General features: G+C 60.4%; 14 protein-coding genes. 6 read left to right on the forward strand and 8 right to left on the reverse strand.

Annotated elements, in window-relative coordinates:
- From thiD to thiM, 3 genes are all read right to left on the reverse strand, one after another.
- Complete coding sequence (gene thiD, locus ISF27_RS01345; RefSeq protein WP_194608400.1) at positions 1–819, reverse strand: bifunctional hydroxymethylpyrimidine kinase/phosphomethylpyrimidine kinase; 819 nt, start codon at positions 817–819, stop codon at positions 1–3.
- 131 nt (positions 820–950) lie between these two features.
- Positions 951–1,601: a thiamine phosphate synthase gene (thiE, locus tag ISF27_RS01350; RefSeq protein ID WP_194608402.1), complete on the reverse strand. Its 651-nt coding sequence runs from the start codon at positions 1,599–1,601 to the stop codon at positions 951–953.
- Between the two features lie 108 nt (positions 1,602–1,709).
- Positions 1,710–2,531, reverse strand: a complete 822-nt coding sequence (gene thiM / locus ISF27_RS01355) for a hydroxyethylthiazole kinase (RefSeq protein WP_194608403.1) — start codon at positions 2,529–2,531, stop codon at positions 1,710–1,712.
- A gap of 502 nt (positions 2,532–3,033) precedes the next feature.
- On the opposite strand from thiM, the gene ISF27_RS01360 reads away from it, so the two are divergent.
- Positions 3,034–3,606, forward strand: coding sequence for a GNAT family N-acetyltransferase (locus ISF27_RS01360; RefSeq protein WP_194608404.1), 573 nt, complete (start codon positions 3,034–3,036; stop codon positions 3,604–3,606).
- 71 nt (positions 3,607–3,677) lie between these two features.
- Here the strand turns inward: ISF27_RS01360 and bsh are convergent, their stop codons facing one another.
- From bsh to ISF27_RS01375, 3 genes are all read right to left on the reverse strand, one after another.
- Entirely contained in the window at positions 3,678–4,655 is a 978-nt protein-coding gene (gene bsh / locus ISF27_RS01365; RefSeq protein WP_194608405.1) for a choloylglycine hydrolase, read from the reverse strand.
- A gap of 113 nt (positions 4,656–4,768) precedes the next feature.
- Positions 4,769–5,167, reverse strand: coding sequence for a PaaI family thioesterase (locus ISF27_RS01370; RefSeq protein ID WP_194608406.1), 399 nt, complete (start codon positions 5,165–5,167; stop codon positions 4,769–4,771).
- A 10-nt stretch (positions 5,168–5,177) separates the two neighbouring features.
- Entirely contained in the window at positions 5,178–6,188 is a 1,011-nt protein-coding gene (locus tag ISF27_RS01375; protein WP_194608407.1) for an aldo/keto reductase, read from the reverse strand.
- Positions 6,189–6,586: 398 nt separating this feature from the next.
- On the opposite strand from ISF27_RS01375, the gene ISF27_RS01380 reads away from it, so the two are divergent.
- Positions 6,587–7,831 (forward strand): thioester domain-containing protein, encoded by a 1,245-nt coding sequence (locus ISF27_RS01380; protein ID WP_194608408.1) that lies wholly within the window; start codon positions 6,587–6,589, stop codon positions 7,829–7,831.
- Positions 7,832–7,955: 124 nt separating this feature from the next.
- Here the strand turns inward: ISF27_RS01380 and ISF27_RS01385 are convergent, their stop codons facing one another.
- Positions 7,956–8,510 (reverse strand): CYTH domain-containing protein, encoded by a 555-nt coding sequence (locus ISF27_RS01385; RefSeq protein WP_235985983.1) that lies wholly within the window; start codon positions 8,508–8,510, stop codon positions 7,956–7,958.
- A 9-nt stretch (positions 8,511–8,519) separates the two neighbouring features.
- Complete coding sequence (locus ISF27_RS01390) at positions 8,520–9,209, reverse strand: hypothetical protein (protein WP_194608409.1); 690 nt, start codon at positions 9,207–9,209, stop codon at positions 8,520–8,522.
- 220 nt (positions 9,210–9,429) lie between these two features.
- On the opposite strand from ISF27_RS01390, the gene ISF27_RS01395 reads away from it, so the two are divergent.
- The 4 genes from ISF27_RS01395 to ISF27_RS01410 all read left to right on the forward strand — a co-directional run bounded on the left by ISF27_RS01395 (position 9,430) and on the right by ISF27_RS01410 (position 16,254).
- Positions 9,430–10,296, forward strand: coding sequence for a DegV family protein (locus ISF27_RS01395; RefSeq protein ID WP_194608410.1), 867 nt, complete (start codon positions 9,430–9,432; stop codon positions 10,294–10,296).
- A 47-nt stretch (positions 10,297–10,343) separates the two neighbouring features.
- Positions 10,344–11,822 carry a sensor histidine kinase gene (locus ISF27_RS01400; RefSeq protein ID WP_194608411.1) on the forward strand — a complete coding sequence of 493 codons (1,479 nt, stop codon included), beginning with the start codon at positions 10,344–10,346 and terminating at the stop codon, positions 11,820–11,822.
- Entirely contained in the window at positions 11,822–12,922 is a 1,101-nt protein-coding gene (locus tag ISF27_RS01405; protein ID WP_194608413.1) for a GerMN domain-containing protein, read from the forward strand. The genes ISF27_RS01400 and ISF27_RS01405 overlap by 1 nt, the downstream gene beginning before the upstream one ends.
- Positions 12,923–13,734: 812 nt before the next feature.
- A complete protein-coding gene (locus ISF27_RS01410; protein ID WP_328701465.1) occupies positions 13,735–16,254 on the forward strand; it encodes a ComEC/Rec2 family competence protein in 2,520 nt (839 codons plus the stop codon).
- Positions 16,255–16,289 lie beyond the last annotated feature (35 nt).

Here is a 16,289-nt window from a genome sequence, read left to right on the forward strand (position 1 = left end):
TCAGAAGCGCTCTCCTTTCGGGCCAAGGGCAAATTCTCCGGTCAGGTCGAAGGCGTGGTTCATCGGGCCGCTGCCCTTGCCGAGATCCAGCATGGCGGCGAGGGCGCCGGAAATGTATTTTTTTGCGCGCTCTACCGAGGTGTCCAGGTCAAATCCCTTGGCGAGATTTGCCGCGATCGCGCTGGAAAGTGTGCAGCCGGTGCCGTGGGTGTTCGGGTTGTCGATGCGTTTCCCGTTGAACCAGCGGAAGCTGCCGTCCCGGTAGAGGAGGTCGTTCGCATCGTTCAGCTTGTGCCCGCCCTTGAGCAGGACAGCGCAGCCGAAATCCCGGCTGATCTTTTCCGCCGCTTTTACCATGTCGTCCGCGGAGTGGATGGACATGCCGGAGAGGACTTCCCCTTCGGGGATGTTCGGTGTGATCACGTCCGCCAGCGGAATCAGCTTCTGTTCCAGCGTGCTGACGGCGTCATCGCTGATCAGCTTCGCCCCGGATGTGGCGACCATCACGGGGTCCAGGACAATATTTTCCGCATGGTAGAAGGTGAGCCGCCCGGCGATCGTCTCAATCAGGTCAGCGGCGCTGACCATACCGATTTTGACCGCGTCCGGCCGGATGTCTGTGAAGATCTCGTCGATTTCCTGGGCGAGAAATCCGGCGGTGGCATTCATGATCCCGATGACGCCCGTCGTATTCTGCGCCGTCAGCGCGGTCACCGCGCTCATGGCAAATACGCCGTTCATGGTCATGGTTTTGATGTCTGCCTGGATGCCGGCGCCTCCGCTGGAATCACTTCCGGCGATTGTTAATGCTGTTCTCATGGTTATTCCTCCTTTGAAAGAACATTCTGCGCGGGTTTGCCGCGCCGCATTATTTTTTTAACGCGATGTGAAGTGGTGTCCCCGACACACCGCGGTGATGCGTAGAGTTTGCGGATGATTCCCGGGCGGGGTCAGAGGCCGAGCGCCTCCCGCGTCCTCGTTTTGAGATCCCTGGCTGCCGCCTGGACGTCTTTTTGCGCCATGATGGCCGAGATCACGGCGATGCCGCAGATGCCGGTGCCGGCAAGTTCATGGACATTTTCCCCGGTGATGCCGCCGATCGCGATGACCGGGATGGAGACCGCCTCGCAGATCGCGCGGAGTGTCTCATGGCTGACCTCGCTGGCATCCGACTTCGAGCCGGTCGGGAAGACCGCCCCGACGCCGAGGTAGTCCGCGCCCTGCCGCTCGGCGAGGAGAGCTTCCTCCACGGTCTGGGCGGAGACGCCGAGAATCTTGTCCGAGCCGATTTTCTCCCGGACGCGGCCAGCCTGCATGTCCGTCTGCCCGACATGGACGCCGTCACAGCCGCATTCCAGCGCGAGGTCGACGTCATCGTCGACGACGAAGGGAACGTGGTACTTCGCGCAGAGCTCCCTGAGCGCGAGCGCCTCCCGGAGATAATCCTCGTGGGAGAGCGACATGTCCTCCTTCTCCCGCACCTGGACGAAGGTGACGCCCCCGTCCAGGGCTTTTTTTACTTCATCATAAAGTTTCCTTCCCGCGAGCCAGTGGCGGTCGGTCACGAGATAGAGAAGGAGAGATTCCTTCGTGCAGTTCATTTTTGCCTTTCCTTTCCAATTGATCACTGTTCTGCACATGCGAAGCATGGCTTCGCTCGATGCGGAGGTCCGAGCGCTATCCCCCGTGTGCTGAACCGTTACTCCAGGTTATCGAATTTCCATCCGGGCGTCCTGCTCGAGCTGGTCTCCGGTCATGTTGTCAATGGCGTCGATGATGCGGTTCCGGTAGGTGGAATTGCCATCCCCAGGCTGCATCCGCGACCAGCCGATTTCCCCGGCAAGCCCCATGAGGGCGACGGCGGCGGCAGCCGCCTCGAGGGGATTCTCCCGGTTGGCGGTTACATAGGCGGTCATGATTCCCGAGAGCTGGCAGCCGGTGCCGGTGATCCGGCTCATTTCCGGGCGCCCGTTGCGGATCACGAAGCAGCGGCTGCTGTCGGCGATGAGGTCGATGGCACCGGTGATGGCGATGATGCTCCCGGTGATTTTCGCGTAGTTTTTCGTGAAGGCTGCCATGTCGTCCAGGTTCTCCTCACGGACAGCGTCCGCCGCGTCGGCGTCGACGCCCCTGGTGGTGCTGCTGCCCATCGCGAGGGCTTTGAGTTCGGAGACATTTCCCCGGATGACGTCGAAGGAAACCTCCTGGACGAGGCGGGATGCGGTCTCCGAGCGGTAACGGCTTGCGCCGGCGCCCACAGGATCCAGCAGCACGGTGTGGCCGAGCGCATTGGCCTTTTTTCCGGCGAGGAACATCGCCTCGACGGTGCGCTTGTTCAGCGTGCCCAGATTGATGTTGAGCCCTCCGCAGATGGAGGTAATATCCTCGGCTTCCTCCGGCTCATCAGCCATGATCGGGCTGGCGCCACAGGCGAGGATAGCGTTTGCGACGTCATTGACGGTGACATAGTTGGTGATGTTGTGGATGAGAGGCGCGTTTTTCTGAACGTTTTCAAAGCATTCTCTGAACATGGAAGACTCCTTTTCTCTGTTACGGGGTGGCGCGGCACAAGCAAATCCGCATAGCCCGCACGAAACCCGAGCTTTGCCCGCGATCTTTAAGTGCTCTGCGCAAAAAAAAACGGACACGCCAGGGCGGCATATCCGTGGATGTTCACGCTATATCCCTACGTTGGCATTATCCAAATCAGGTCTAAGGTCGAAACGGGATCAGTTTCCTCTCAGCGCACTTCCGTGGCTCCCTTTTTTTCGCTCATTATTATACGCCGCCGCCGGGAACCTGTCAAGGTCGGCACGGGTCGGGAGATGGTCATGCCTGGCGGCGCGCCGTTTCGCGCCTCCTGTGGGGCGTGTCTGGAAGGTGATCCGCTATCGCCCGCAGGGGAACCATGCCAGACGCCGGATTTTGGACATGGGAAGCATTCTATGCTATAATGAAAATATGAACAGCTGTTCAGAACAACGCCTGTGCTGAACAGATGCATGGATCATGGGAGATGAGGAGGTAAGAACGATGCTGCAGCAGTTGACCCTGGAGGAGATGCAGAGGCTTTATGAAACCCGGATGCAGGAGGATTTCCCGCAGGATGAAATGAAGCCCTTTTCCCGGATTGCCGAGCTTTTCCGGCAGGGCAGGTATCTCGGCTATGGCATGGCAGGGAGCAAGGGCCACACGGACGGTTATGCGCTGTTTGTCCGCATGGAGATGGATGGCGGTGAGAATTATCTTTTTGACTATCTCGCGATCGATAAAAATCAGCGGGGAACCGGGATCGGTACCCGCTTTCTCGGGGAGCTCGCGGAGGCCTTCCGCGGGGCTCATCTGATTGTCGGGGAATGCGAAGATCCGGACAAGGCGGAGGATGAGGGTGAGCGCCGGAAAAGGGAGCGGAGGATCCGGTTTTACGGAAGAAATGGCATCCATCCCACCGGGGTAACCTCAAAGGTCTGCGGGGTCGATTACCGGGTGATGGAGGTTGTTTCGGGAAGCCGGCACAGTGACCGGGAAGTGCGGCGCGTGCTGGATGCCTTCTACCGGCAGATCTTTCCGGACAGCATTTACCGGGAGATTGCGTGGGGAAGTTAAGAAAAACGGAGGTGAAGAAGAGCGGGGTGCTGCCCCGCTCTTTTTGTCAATGTCCGGCATCTGCCGGGATGTCAGTTCACCCGACGGATCTGCTGCTCACGGATCAGCGGGTAGGAGATGAGCGCCTTCCCGTCCAGATCCTCGTGGTGCATATCGACCGCGGAAATCTGGCTGTTGTCGTAGGTCCGGTAATAGTAGATGCCCTGTTCCAGATTGCAGCAGGAGGAGTAGATCGTGATTTCGTAGTTTCCGCCGCCGAGGTCGCAGCAGCCGCGCTGCTGTTCAACCGAGGCGAGGATGTGGAAGAACTGGCTCACGGAGGCGTCCTCCGAGTCGTCGGAGACGGAGTTCATCCGGGTGAATGCCGCTTTGACGAAGCGCGATCCGGAGGACAGGTCGCCGGGGATGCCGATTCCTCCCATCCCGCGGCTGTATTCGTCGAGGGAGAGCCCGGGGGCAAATGCGCTTGCCGTTGTTCTGGCGGACACGTTCCGGTAGTCGTTCAGGCGGAAGAGCTGGATGTCGAACGTCGGGTTGTTGGTCATGACGCCCACCGGGTTATCATAGATGTGCAGTCCGTCCCGCAGGGGCTCAACCACGATGGAACCGGTCATATCAGAGATCATCCAGTGCAGCGGCGTGATCGGAAGCTCGCTGCTGAACGGGATGTTCACGAGACGGACATTTGCCAGCAGGCTGCGCGCCTCGCGGAGTGTCCTGCACCGGCCGAGGAGCCAGGGGATGAATTCAAACGGGGAGATATTCTCCCTGCCGTCGTCCAGGGGTTCGCCGAAGAAGCCGTTCTTGGGGAAGTTCAGGCCGGCCATGCCAAGGCCGTATTCATTGACCGCATCGTAGTAGAGCGGAAATCCGCCGCAGACGAAGGCCATGCCGATCATGGCATAGTGGGTAGTGAGGGTTTTTCCGCGGCGCAGGGGAATCGGGAAATTCCGCGGGGCCACGGTCACAGATTCCTGGTAGGAATATTCGAGGTCAAGATTTCGGCCGAAATAGTGGTTTTTCGTCTGGTATGTCGCACAGGTACACATTGTTACACCTCCATTCGCAGGTTCCTCGTGTTTTTTAGCAAGTCCGCATCCGGCTGAGTGCGCCCGCCGGATGGGATGTCATAGTTTCAAGCCGCCCGGACCGCCGCGCGGATTCAGAGCTTGAAGCCGGTTCCGACAATCTGGGCGATCGCCCGGCCGGTGTCATCCGTGACGGTGATGTCGATGACGACACTGGTCCTGCCGTTTTTGATGCAGCGGGCATCCGCGGTCAGCCGGTTTCCTTTCGAGCCGCTCAGAAAATTAACGCTCATCTGCTGCGCGACCGTGGTCCGGTGGATGTTGTTGGCACAGGCGGCGAAAGCGAGGTCGGCCAGGGTCGTGATGGCGCCGCCCATCACACCGCCGTAGGCGTTCCGGTGATCCGCCGTGATGTCCACGGTCGCGGAGGCTGTCCCGTCACCGATGGCGGTGACCCGCATGCCGTTCACGGCGGCGAAGCGGTCATGTACGAAGTATTCCTGGGCTTCTTTTAAGGATGCAAATTCTCCCATGGTGCTCCTTTCAGTCCTTGAGGAAGGCTGCCGCGGCATCGATTTCCTTGAGCTCCTCATCAGAAAACCGGAGATTTTCCAGGCAGCGGGCATTTTCCGTGATCTGCTCCGGACGGCTTGCGCCGATGATGACCGTCGTGACTTCCGGCTTCCCGAGAAGCCAGGCGAGAGCCATGTCGGTTAGCTTCTGGCCGCGTTCTTGCGCAATGTGGTCAAGGCGCCGGATTGCCGCGGCCTTTTTGTCCGTCAGGGCATCCCGGTGCAGGTAGCGGCCATCACGCGCCATCCGGCTGCCGGCCGGGATGCCGTCCAGGTATTTCCCGGTGAGAAGGCCCTGGGCAAGCGGGGAGAAGACGGCGATGCCAAGCCCACCTTCCGCGCAGGCGCGGATCGTACCGTCCTCCTCGATCTTCCGGTCGATCATGTTATAGCGGAGCTGGTTCACGACGAGGGGGAGACGGATCTCCCCGGCGATGCGGACGGCCTCCCTGGCCCGATCCGCGGGATAATTGGAAATTCCCGCGTAGATGGCCTTGCCGCTCCTCACGATCTGGAGCAGGGCTTCTATGGTTTCCTCCAGCGGGGTGTCCGGATCCGGGCGGTGGTGGTAGAAGATATCCACGTAATCAAGGCCGAGGCGGCGGAGGGAGGCATCACAGCTTGCGAGGAGATATTTGCGGCTGCCGTGGTCGCCGTAAGGACCCGGCCACATGTCATAGCCCGCCTTGGAGGTGATGACCAGCTCGTCGCGGTACGGGGCGAAATCCATGGCGAGGATCCGGCCGGCATTCTCCTCGGCGCGCCCGTAGACAGGGCCGTAATTGTTGGCGAGGTCGAACTGGGTTATGCCCAGGTCGAACGCCGTGCGCATCATGGCGCGCATATTTTCCGGATTGCCGTTGTCACCGAAATTGTGCCAGAATCCGAGAGAGAGGGCGGGAAGCAGAAGGCCGCTTCTCCCCGACCGGCGGTATGGCATCCGGTCGTAGCGGCTGCCGCTTGCGGAATAGACGTCAGACATAACATACCTCCAGAGGATAATTTTTGTACAAAACCCATAATCCAAGAATAGCGCAGGTTAAGTGCCGGATCAATATGGAAAATCAGAGTCGCCGTAGGCGCTCGGCCACCCCCACATCGAGCGAAGCAAAGCTTCGCGAGATGCAGGGGGCTGAACAGTTACGAGGCGCCCGGCATGTGCTGAATACTTCGCGATTTGCCTTGAATATTGCAGAAAAATGATATATTATGTCTTATAGTTAAAATTATCCCAGAATTATAAACAATACAGGTAACGGATCAGGATTTCCCCGGTATGCGGGGGTGGCCAGTTACGAATATCGAACACTAGCGGGAGCGGATTCATGCCGGCAGAATATGCTGCGGGCGTTCATTTTTCATGCTTTCTTTGAAGGGGGGATGGAAAAAATGAGGAAGAAGCGCGGCCTTGCCGTCTGTCTGCTGCTGGTTCTCTGCGGGGCGTTTTTCCCCAAAGCGCCGGACATGCCCGGGGACGTCCTGGGCGCTGTGCCGGATGGGGTGGAGAGCTCCGGAGAAATCCGCGGTGCGGGCGGTGGGGAGGTTATTCCTGCCGGCGGAATTTCCGGCATTGGCACAGGGACCTATACGGTGACGGCGGAACCGGGAGCCCCGGGAGATCCGTCTTCTGCCGGCCTGAGGTTTCTGGTCAGTGAAGAGCCGGAAACTCCTGTCTACTGCTGCAATATGGGGCGCCCCTATGCGGAACAGGGCGAAGACACGGCGGAAGGCCTGGTGAAGATTCCGAATGCCGACGACGGGGAGGCTGCCCGTTTCGCTGACAACGTCCGCGGCAAAAGCCCGGCGGTTCTCCGCAGGCAGCTCATGCGGGTGCTGTTCAGCGGTTTCCCCTGTGACGGCAGCGGATTTTCCCGGCTTCTCGCCGGGGATGAAGAGGAGCGCATGGAGATTTTCCAGGGGATTACCCAGGCGGCGCTCTGGCATGTGACCGACGGCGCTGTCCCGCAGAGTGACGGTACATTCCGGGAAATCGACCTTCCCGCGCTGATTCGGATGAATCTTGAGGGCGGGGCGGCGCGCTATCTTGACGAGGAGGGAAATGTCCGGAAGGATGTCCAGGCGCTTTATCGTAAGCTCACCGATACAGAGCGTCTTCCGGCGCCGCCGGAAGGGATGCTGGTGATTTACCGGAATCCCGGGAAGATCGGCGGGGAGACGGCGCAGAACTTTGTCCGCCTTGCTTTCCGGGAGCCGGAGAAAGTTCCGCTGGAGGATTCTTCGCGCGCTTCGGAGCCGGAGCTGCCGCGGGCGTCTGCGCCCGAGCTTCCTGGTACCGGCGGGGATCTCCCGCTCAGAAATGACCGTCCGGGGAGGCCGTCCTCCGGCCGCAGCAGCCATCCGCGCCCGATCTTTCGGGTGGATGTGCCCGCAAACGCGGGAAATACGGTTCCTGTAAGCCGGGAAGTGAAACCTGCGGCGATGGAAGCGCCGGTTTCCACAGCGCCGGAGCTTTCCCGGAAGGAGGAGACAGCGGAAAATCCCGCTGCCCGGCCTGTGCGGACCGGGGAGGATTTTCCCGGAAGATTCTGGCAGGGCGCCTTCGCGGCGAGCGGGCTTTGCCTGGCCGGCTGGTGCCTGTGGCAGCGCAGAAGAAGAACACGATAAGGGATAGGATATCATCGAAGCCCGTCCTTCCGCGGAGAAAATTTCGCGGGAGGACGGGCTCCGATCATGATGCCGTAAAATTCACAAGCCACGGGAACCGTGGAAAGTTTTTTGCAGGCGGCCGTTACGAGAGGCCTGACGGCGTCCCGAGCCGTGTCTCGCACCAGTAGGCGCCCATGCTGCTTCCGGGGGTGCCGGTAACGTCATCAGCGAGATAGTCCCCGAGACCGTCGCTCTCCGGCTGGTAGGCGCGCGCCGCCTCCTCGGAGGGGAATTCGATCTCCGCATACCAGAACTCTGTCGGCGCGCCCTCATCCACCCTGCTGACCTCCAGGTGAAGGCCGCCGGGAAGGGCGTACGTCCGCCGGAGCTTCGGGATGAGCGGGAGGCCGATCAGATTTTCCAGGTCGTGAAAACGCGCCTCCTCGATGGGAAATTCGATTTCCTTTCGGGTGAGGCCGCGGCCGGATTTGAAGCAGAGGATGAACAGGTCTTCCCCGTTCCGGAGGTTTTTCTCCTCACGGATGCGGACCGTCGGCTCCACGGTGACATAGCCCTGGCGCATTTCCTGCTCGGCAAGGAGCGGGAGGCTTTCCTCCGGCCAGCCGCGGACCATCCATTTCCGCTCAATCTCAAGCCCTGCCTTACCTGCCGGCTTCATCGGTACAGATTCTTTCATCATATCACCTCAGGCATAGTATTCGTTCATGATCAGGTCGGCGAGGTAGTCCACGTAGCGCTGGTCGGGGAGATCCCGGCCCGTCGCCAGGAGGTCGGCGATCAGCTGGTTCCTGCGGAGAAACAGTTCGCCCTCCTCGAGGTCCGGATCTTCCTGGAAAAGCCGGTTGTCGAGGTCTTCCGCCGGATAAGTGCTCCGGAACCAGTCGAGAACCTCCGCGGTCTCTTTTTCCTCAGCATCCGCCTTCGCGTTCAGCTGTTTTAACGCGAGCTGTGACTTCACCGCGACAGCAAGCATCGCGGCGCCGATCGCGGCGAGGACGAGGAGAAAGAAAATGCGGGAATTTCCGGCCATCGGAAGCGGGATAACGCCGGCGCCGGAGAGCACGGCAGCGGCAGCCGCGAGGATGCCGATTAAGGCAAAGGCATTTCTTGAGGATTTCACATCATCCGCGCGGGCGCGGGCGGTCTCATAGACATAGGTGTGCTCCGGGAGACAGTTTCTGCCGGCTTCCCCGCAAGCCTCCGCGGGAGTTTCCCCGGATTCTTCGAGGGCGGCGATCTCCTCGGCGAGGGCGGCATCCTCCTCGCCCTTTTTTTCCGCATCCCTCGCAGCCTTTTCCTTCAGCCATTCTTCCTTCGACGGCACCAGCGGCCCGCCGCAGTCGGCGCAGGTGGTGATCCCATCCACGTATTCCATGTCACATTTCGGACAATAGGGCATAAGTTTCCTCACTTTCCTGATCAGGATCTGTTCAAGGCTCCGCATCCCGCGAAGACTTGCTTCGCCGGGTGCCGGACAGTTGTCATTATAGAGCCTATTGTGCGGGGTGGCAAGGCGCGCCAAGCTCCCTGTTGCAGGGATGGGGAAAATATTATAAAATATGGATTGCATGTGAAGAAAAGCGGAGGTTTATTTGATGAGAACAGCGATCGTGACCGATACCAACAGCGGCCTTTCCGTCCAGCAGGGAAAGGAGATAGGGGTTTTTGTCCTGCCGATGCCGGTGGTGATCGGGGGAAAGGATTATTTCGAGGGGCTTAACCTCACTCAGGATGAGTTCTACCGTGAGCTCGACGCGGGTGCGGACATTACAACTTCCCAGCCGACGCCGGAATCGGTGATGAATCTGTGGGATACTGTTCTCAAGGATTACGACGAGCTCGTGCATATCCCGATGTCCAGTGCCCTGACCGGAGCCGTGCAGACGGCGAAGATGCTGGCCCAGGACTATGAGGGGCGGGTGTTTGTGGCGGACAATCACCGGATCTCGGTGACCCAGCGCCAGGCGGTCCTCGATGCCCTGGAGCTGGTCAAGCGGGGCTATCCCGCGGAGAAGATCTGCCGGGTTCTCGAGAAGACCGGGAAGGAATCCACCATTTATATTATGCTGGATACGCTGCATTACCTCCGGAGGGGCGGAAGGATCACGCCGGCCGCCGCGGCGCTCGGAACCATTTTCCATATCAAGCCGGTGCTGACGATTCAGGGCGGCAAGCTGGACGCGTTCGCGAAGGCAAGGACGGTGAAGCAGGGCAAGGCGCTGATGCTCACGGCGATCCAACACGATCTCAAAACCCGGTGGGACGACACGGACGGCTCGAAAATGCACCTGGCGATGGCGCACACCCGGAATTTTGAGGCTGTCCGGGCTTTCCAGCAGGAATTTCAGGAGCTGTTCCCGGGACAGGAGATTTTTGTCGACCAGCTGCCGCTCAGCATTGCCGTGCACACCGGGCCGGGCTCGCTCGCGCTCGCCGCGTCGCGGAGGCTTGCGCTGGACTGAATATTCCGGCGGCCATGGGGGCGGCGCGGGGATGAAGGGAGGATGGAATGAACGGGAGAAAGCGCGTTTTTCCGGTGATGAGCATCCGGATCCCGATCCTTCTCTGCCTGATCTTTGCCACACTCATCCCCCTCGTGCTCCAGGAGCGGGCGCTGTCCGGCTATTACCGGCAGAACCTCATCCGCGAGGATATGATGGAGGCGCAGAACCGCTGCCTGATCCTCGCCAATGAGATGTCCGGGTCCGGTTATCTTGACAATATCAATGACACATCGCAGACTTCCGCTGTCAACGCGGAGATCAATACGATCGCGGATTTTTTCGGCGGCCGGATCGTGGTCGTGAATTCGGATTTCCGGATCGTCCGTGACACATTTCAGCTCTCCCAGGGCAAGACCATCGTGGTCGGGGAGGTTCTCAGGGCTTTCGGCGGCCAGCCGCAGACACACCTCAATGAGAAAAAAGATTATTATTATGTCGCTTACCCGATTCAGCCGAAGCAGGCGCAGAATGCGGCAGCGGCTGCCGGCGCGCAGACCCAGCCGGCGGTGAAGGGCGTGCTCCTTCTCACGGTATCGACGGAGAAAATCTCCCAGACCCAGAAGGACATTTCGGGGGAAATGCAGGTGCTCGAGCTGATCCTGATGCTGGGCATGTTTGTCGCGGACGCCGCGGCTGCGGCGCTGATTCTCCGTCCGGTCAGGAAGCTGGTGCGGCAGCTCCGGCAGTCGTCAGAGGGTAATCTGGACGAGAAGATCGACGTCGCTTCCTACCGGGAGACGAGGGACATCTCCAACGCGGTCAACAGCACGGTGCGCCAGCTCCGGGCGATTGATGAATCCCGCCAGGAATTTGTCTCCAATGTGTCCCACGAGCTGAAGACGCCGATCACCTCCATCCGTGTCCTTGCGGATTCCCTGATGGGGATGGATCATCCGCCGGCGGAAATGTACCGGGAGTTCATGGAAGATATTTCCAACGAGGTTGACCGGGAGGCGAAGATCATTGATGACCTTCTGACCCTGGTCCGCATGGACCGGAAGTCGCCGGATATGAACATCACGGCGAATGCCTCGATCAACCTGCTGATTGCGGATATCCTGAAAAAACTGAAACCGATCGCCCGGCAGAAGAATATCGAGCTGATCTATGAGAGTGTGCGGGAAGTCCGCGCGGATGTGGACGAGATGAAGCTGTCGCTCGCCCTGATGAACCTGGTGGAAAATGCCATCAAGTATAACCGGGAGGAGGGCAAGGTCCATGTCACCCTGGATGCGGATCACCGGATGTTCTATGTAAAAATCGAGGACAATGGCATCGGCATTCCGGAGGAAGAGCAAAAGCACGTCTTTGAAAAATTTTACCGCGTGGATAAGGCGAGATCCCGGGAGACCGGAGGCACCGGGCTCGGGCTTGCCATCACGAAGAACATCATCGTCCTGCACCACGGCGCGATCCGCCTGCAGAGCGCGGAAGGCGAGGGATCAACATTCACTGTCAGGATTCCGCTCCGCTATGTGCCGTGATGGGCGTCCGGAAGGCCGGAAGCACGGGGTTCCTGCTGTCCGGCGGATACCCTGAAATCCCGCCGGGCAGGGGTTCCCGGAAGCGCTTCATTCCCGCGGGAGAAAAGGAGGAGATTATGGGAAAATGCCGGATGAGGTTTCCCGCAGGCAGTACAGGGCTCCCGTCCTCGCGGATTCTTTCGGCGCTGCTCCTTCTGCCTATCCTTCTGCTCCTCCTTATGCTCGGCGGCTGTTCGGCGCGGGCGCAGGAGCCGGCTGCCGATCCCGGTCAGGGGATTTACTGGATTTACCGGCTGGATCCCAACGGGGATGCGCTGCTGAAGAATACGGCTTCCGTGACGGGGGAGGATCCGAAGGGGACAGCGGATGCCCTGCTCGAGGAGCTGATGAAAGCCCCTGCGGACAGCGACAGCCAGAGCCTGTTTCCCGCGGAAGTCACCCTGCTCGGGACAAATCTTCAGGATAATGTATACACGGCGGATTTCTCCTCGGAGTATCTCACCCTGAACAGGGACCGGGAGGTGATTCTCCGTGCGGGGCTGGCGAAGACGCTGACCCAGGTTGACGGAATCGACTACATCCGGGTTACCTGCGGCGGGCAGCCGCTGATGGACAGCGCGGGGAACCCGGTGGGAACATTTTCCGGGTCGGATTTCGTGGACAGCATCGCCAACATCAACAGCTATGAGCGCATGGAACTCACCCTGTATTTCGCGGACGGGAGCGGGCAGAAGCTCAGGGCGGAGACCCGTGAGGCGGGGCACAACACCAGTACGTCGACGGAGCGCCTGGTGCTGGAGCAGCTGATTGCCGGCCCGCAGGACAATCTCGGCGCTGTCCTCCCGAAGGATACGCGGATCCTGAATGTGTCTTCCGCGGACGGGATCTGCTATGTGAATCTGGATACCGGGTTCCTGACGGCCGAGCTGCCGGCGACGGATACGCTCGCGGTATACGCGATCGTTGACTCGCTGACGGAGCTGAAATCCGTCAGCCGGGTACAGCTGATGGCCGGGGGATCGGCGGATGTCTCCTTCCATTCCATTTCCTTGGAAAAACCGTTCGAGCGGGACACAAGCTGGATTGCGCCGTCAGAATAGCATGAGCGCACGCAGCTAAGCGGGATCGTCAACTACCCACGACCTAAAGGTCATGGGCTTGTAACTGCCCAGTCGTACTAACGACTTACGTCTCCGACCTTTAACCCCAATAGATATTGCTATCTAAAGTGGCGTTATATCATGGGGTGGTTGACAGCACCCCTTACGGCAAAGCTTGCTCTGCCGTAACTACGATTTCGTAGTTACTGTCTGTACCAGGTACTAAAGCTTCCCATGCAGTACAAACATGTTAAACCTTAGTATATTTTACATAATGCTAGGATTTCACATTAAAACCTCATATATACTTTTCAATGGACAAAGAGTGCCTCGTTCTGAGCCGGAACTAACGGTTTTCTCTTGTAAAGGTGGCTCGGCGTCAATTATACCACATCCAGGCTCCTCCCACTACCTGAAGGTAGTGGGTTTCCGCCTATGACAAACGAGAGGATTTAATTTATGAAGGAAAGGCGGGATTTCCCGCGGAGGAAAATCGAATAAAAAGACCGGTTATTCGGATCGCTGGCGCGTGGGTACTTGGAGAGGCCTTGTGTTACCAGTGGGAGAGGACGCGGACAGGCGGGCAGGGGATGCCCGTCTTGTCTGCGTCCTCTGCGTTTTTTCCGGATGAGCTTTTTTCCCTGCTGTGTTTTTGCTTTCTCCCGGTGATTGTTCTTGTGGCGGCAGCGGTTTTCCTTGGCGGGATGGCGCAGGAAAGCTGTCGTCGCGGGAGCCTGCTGTCCGGGATGGTTCAGGGCCGCCGCGGGAGCCTGCTGTCCGGGGAGCCGCGCCGCCGAGGGGGCTTCCTATCCTTGGAAAATGCGCGCCGGAATTGGTTTTTCCTGCTCCTTCTTGCGGCATTTTTCGGCGGCGGGAGCAGGATGCGAGCCTCCCTCGTCCTTTCGCCCGTCGAGGAGCTGCTTCTTTGCGGCGGCCCCCAGAGCGGGATAGTCCTCACCGGAACGCTCGAAAGTATCTCCATCCGGGATTTCCGGGCTGCCCTCATTCTCCGGGATGCGCGGGCAGAGCTTCCGGGCATCGCGCGGACCGGACTTTTTCCGGATGCGCCGGGTTCCGAGTGTGCAGAGCTTCCGCCGGGTTCCGGGTGTGCAGACGCTCAGGGGGAGCCGGGAAACGGGGATGCGGAGACGGCGGCTCTCGGCCGGATCCGGGTGTCCTGCGCCCCGCCCCCTGCGGGCACACGGCTTTATGCTGGCTGCCCGGTCACGGCGGAGGGGAAGCTCGCGCTCTTTGAGGCGGCGTCCAATCCCGGGCAGTTTGATTTCCGCCTGTATTACCGCGCGATGGGAATCCGGTACCGGATGAGCGCGGGCTGGGTAGAATTCGGAAACGGGAGAAAGGACATCCCTCCGGCGTTCCGCCTGGCTTTCGCCCTCCGGGAAGCGGCAGGGACAGCCATCGACCGCGTTTTTCTCCCGGAGGACGCAGGCCTCTTCCGCGCTGTCCTTCTCGGGGACAGGAGCGCCCTCGATGAGGACACCGCGGAGCTGTTCCGGGACGGCGGGATTTTCCACCTGATGGCGGTATCGGCGACGCACATCTCAGTCATTTTTTCGACATTTTACGGCCTCCTCCGGCGGCTTGGCCTTGGCTACGGGGGCGCGGGGCTCATCACCGCGGTCTTCCTGCTCCTTTACGGCGTGCTGACCGGCTTCGGGCCGTCCGTGTTCCGCGCGGTGGTCATGGCGCTCTGCCGTTTTCTCGCCGCTTATCTCGGGAGAACCTATGACCTGCTCTCGGCGCTTGCCCTGTCGATGCTGCTGATTTCGGCCGGATCCCCGCTCATCATCACGCAGTCCGGTTTCCAGCTCTCGTTCACGGCGGTGGCGGCGATCGGCATTTACCAGGAGCTTCGCCAGGAGGAGAGGACCGCCCGGATCCGGAGAACCGGGAAAATGCCGCCGAAGCGCCGCCCCCTGCGGGGGCGCCTCGGCGAAGCGCTCCGGTTCAGTGCATTTCTGCAGTTCTTCCTTCTCCCGGTGACGCTCTACTGGTTTTATTCTTACCCGCCCTACGGGATCCTGCTCAACCTGGCCGTCATCCCCCTGCTCTCCCTGGCGCTCGGCTCAGGCTTCACCGCGGCTGCTCTCTATGCCGCGGCGGTTTTCCTGCCCGCCTTCCCGGGAATGCGGCTTCCTGGCTTCGGGGATCCGGTTTCTCCGGGAAGTCGGGGCTTGGTTTCTCTAGGACGCCAGGGCCTAGTTTCTCTTGGACGGCGGGGACTGATCTCTCTGGCCAATGCCTTCGCCGGTCCCGGGCACTATGTTTTCTGCCTCTATCGCGGGCTCTGCCGCCTGACCGCGGCGCTGCCGTTTTCCCTGCTCAAGCCGGGGCGGCCGTCCGCGGACAGGCTTGCGCTGTACGCGATTTTCCTGGCGCTCCTTGTGACGCTGCTGCACCGGAGGGCAGTCCGGGATCCGGGAGGGCATTTTCCCCTGGGGAGGGCGGCCGCGCTGGCCGTGCCCGCACTGCTTCTTCTCTTTGTCCGGCCGGTTTCCGGGCTCACCGTGACCTTCGCTGATGTGGGGCAGGGGGACTGCGTCCTCCTGAGAACTCCGGAGACGGTCATTCTCTCGGACTGCGGGAGCTCCACGACGGATACCGCCGGGAAAATGCGCCTGGACCCGCTTCTCCGCTCGCAGGGGATCACCCGGTTGGATACGGTGTTTATGAGCCATGCCGACGAGGATCACGTGAACGGCCTCCGCTGGCTCCTTGCGGAGGACGACAAGATCACGGTGGGGCGCCTGGTCATGCCCGCCGCGGGCAGGGGGGAGGAGAAATATGAGGTGATGGCAGATCTTGCCCGGAAAAAGGGGGCGGAGGTGCTCTGGGCTTCCCGCGGGAGCACGCTCCGGGCAGGGGCTCTCACGCTTGAGTGCCTCCACCCGTTTGCGGGGGAGAACAGCGCGGAAGGCGGGCGGAACGAGGATTCCCTCGTGTTCACGGTGCGTTACGGGAGCTTCTCCCTGCTCCTCACGGGGGATCTGGAAACCGCGCGGGAGGAGGAACTCCTCGAAGCCTCCGCGGGTCCTGCTCTCCCGGAGAAGGTGACCTTTCTCAAGACGGGGCATCACGGCTCGGCGGGATCTTCCTCGGCGGAGTTTCTCTCCCGCATTTCCCCGGAATACGCGGTGATCTCCGTCGGGAGAGGGAACCGCTACGGACATCCGGCAAAGGAAGCTCTGGAGCGCCTGGAGAATGCGGGGGCGGGAATTTTCCGCACGGACATGGACGGGGCGGTTATCGTGAGGACAGATGGGAAACGCGTGCGTGTGCAGACATTTTCCCGGAAGAGGGCAGCGAAGTGAGGAGGGGGGACATTTTTCCGGAGGAGGGAGGGAAA

This window comes from Clostridium vitabionis (assembly GCF_015351765.1).
GTDB lineage: Bacteria > Bacillota > Clostridia > Lachnospirales > Lachnospiraceae > Clostridium_R > Clostridium_R vitabionis.

Bases quoted from the DNA above. Each gene is read 5' to 3' on its own strand.
- thiD (WP_194608400.1), bottom strand. From the start codon at position 819: ATGAGAACAGCATTAACAATCGCCGGAAGTGATTCCAGCGGAGGCGCC.
- thiE (WP_194608402.1), bottom strand. From the start codon at position 1,601: ATGAACTGCACGAAGGAATCTCTCCTTCTCTATCTCGTGACCGACCGC.
- thiM (WP_194608403.1), bottom strand. From the start codon at position 2,531: ATGTTCAGAGAATGCTTTGAAAACGTTCAGAAAAACGCGCCTCTCATC.
- ISF27_RS01360 (WP_194608404.1), top strand. From the start codon at position 3,034: ATGCTGCAGCAGTTGACCCTGGAGGAGATGCAGAGGCTTTATGAAACC.
- bsh (WP_194608405.1), bottom strand. From the start codon at position 4,655: ATGTGTACCTGTGCGACATACCAGACGAAAAACCACTATTTCGGCCGA.
- ISF27_RS01370 (WP_194608406.1), bottom strand. From the start codon at position 5,167: ATGGGAGAATTTGCATCCTTAAAAGAAGCCCAGGAATACTTCGTACAT.
- ISF27_RS01375 (WP_194608407.1), bottom strand. From the start codon at position 6,188: ATGTCTGACGTCTATTCCGCAAGCGGCAGCCGCTACGACCGGATGCCA.
- ISF27_RS01380 (WP_194608408.1), top strand. From the start codon at position 6,587: ATGGAAAAAATGAGGAAGAAGCGCGGCCTTGCCGTCTGTCTGCTGCTG.
- ISF27_RS01385 (WP_235985983.1), bottom strand. From the start codon at position 8,510: ATGAAAGAATCTGTACCGATGAAGCCGGCAGGTAAGGCAGGGCTTGAG.
- ISF27_RS01390 (WP_194608409.1), bottom strand. From the start codon at position 9,209: ATGGAATACGTGGATGGGATCACCACCTGCGCCGACTGCGGCGGGCCG.
- ISF27_RS01395 (WP_194608410.1), top strand. From the start codon at position 9,430: ATGAGAACAGCGATCGTGACCGATACCAACAGCGGCCTTTCCGTCCAG.
- ISF27_RS01400 (WP_194608411.1), top strand. From the start codon at position 10,344: ATGAACGGGAGAAAGCGCGTTTTTCCGGTGATGAGCATCCGGATCCCG.
- ISF27_RS01405 (WP_194608413.1), top strand. From the start codon at position 11,822: ATGGGCGTCCGGAAGGCCGGAAGCACGGGGTTCCTGCTGTCCGGCGGA.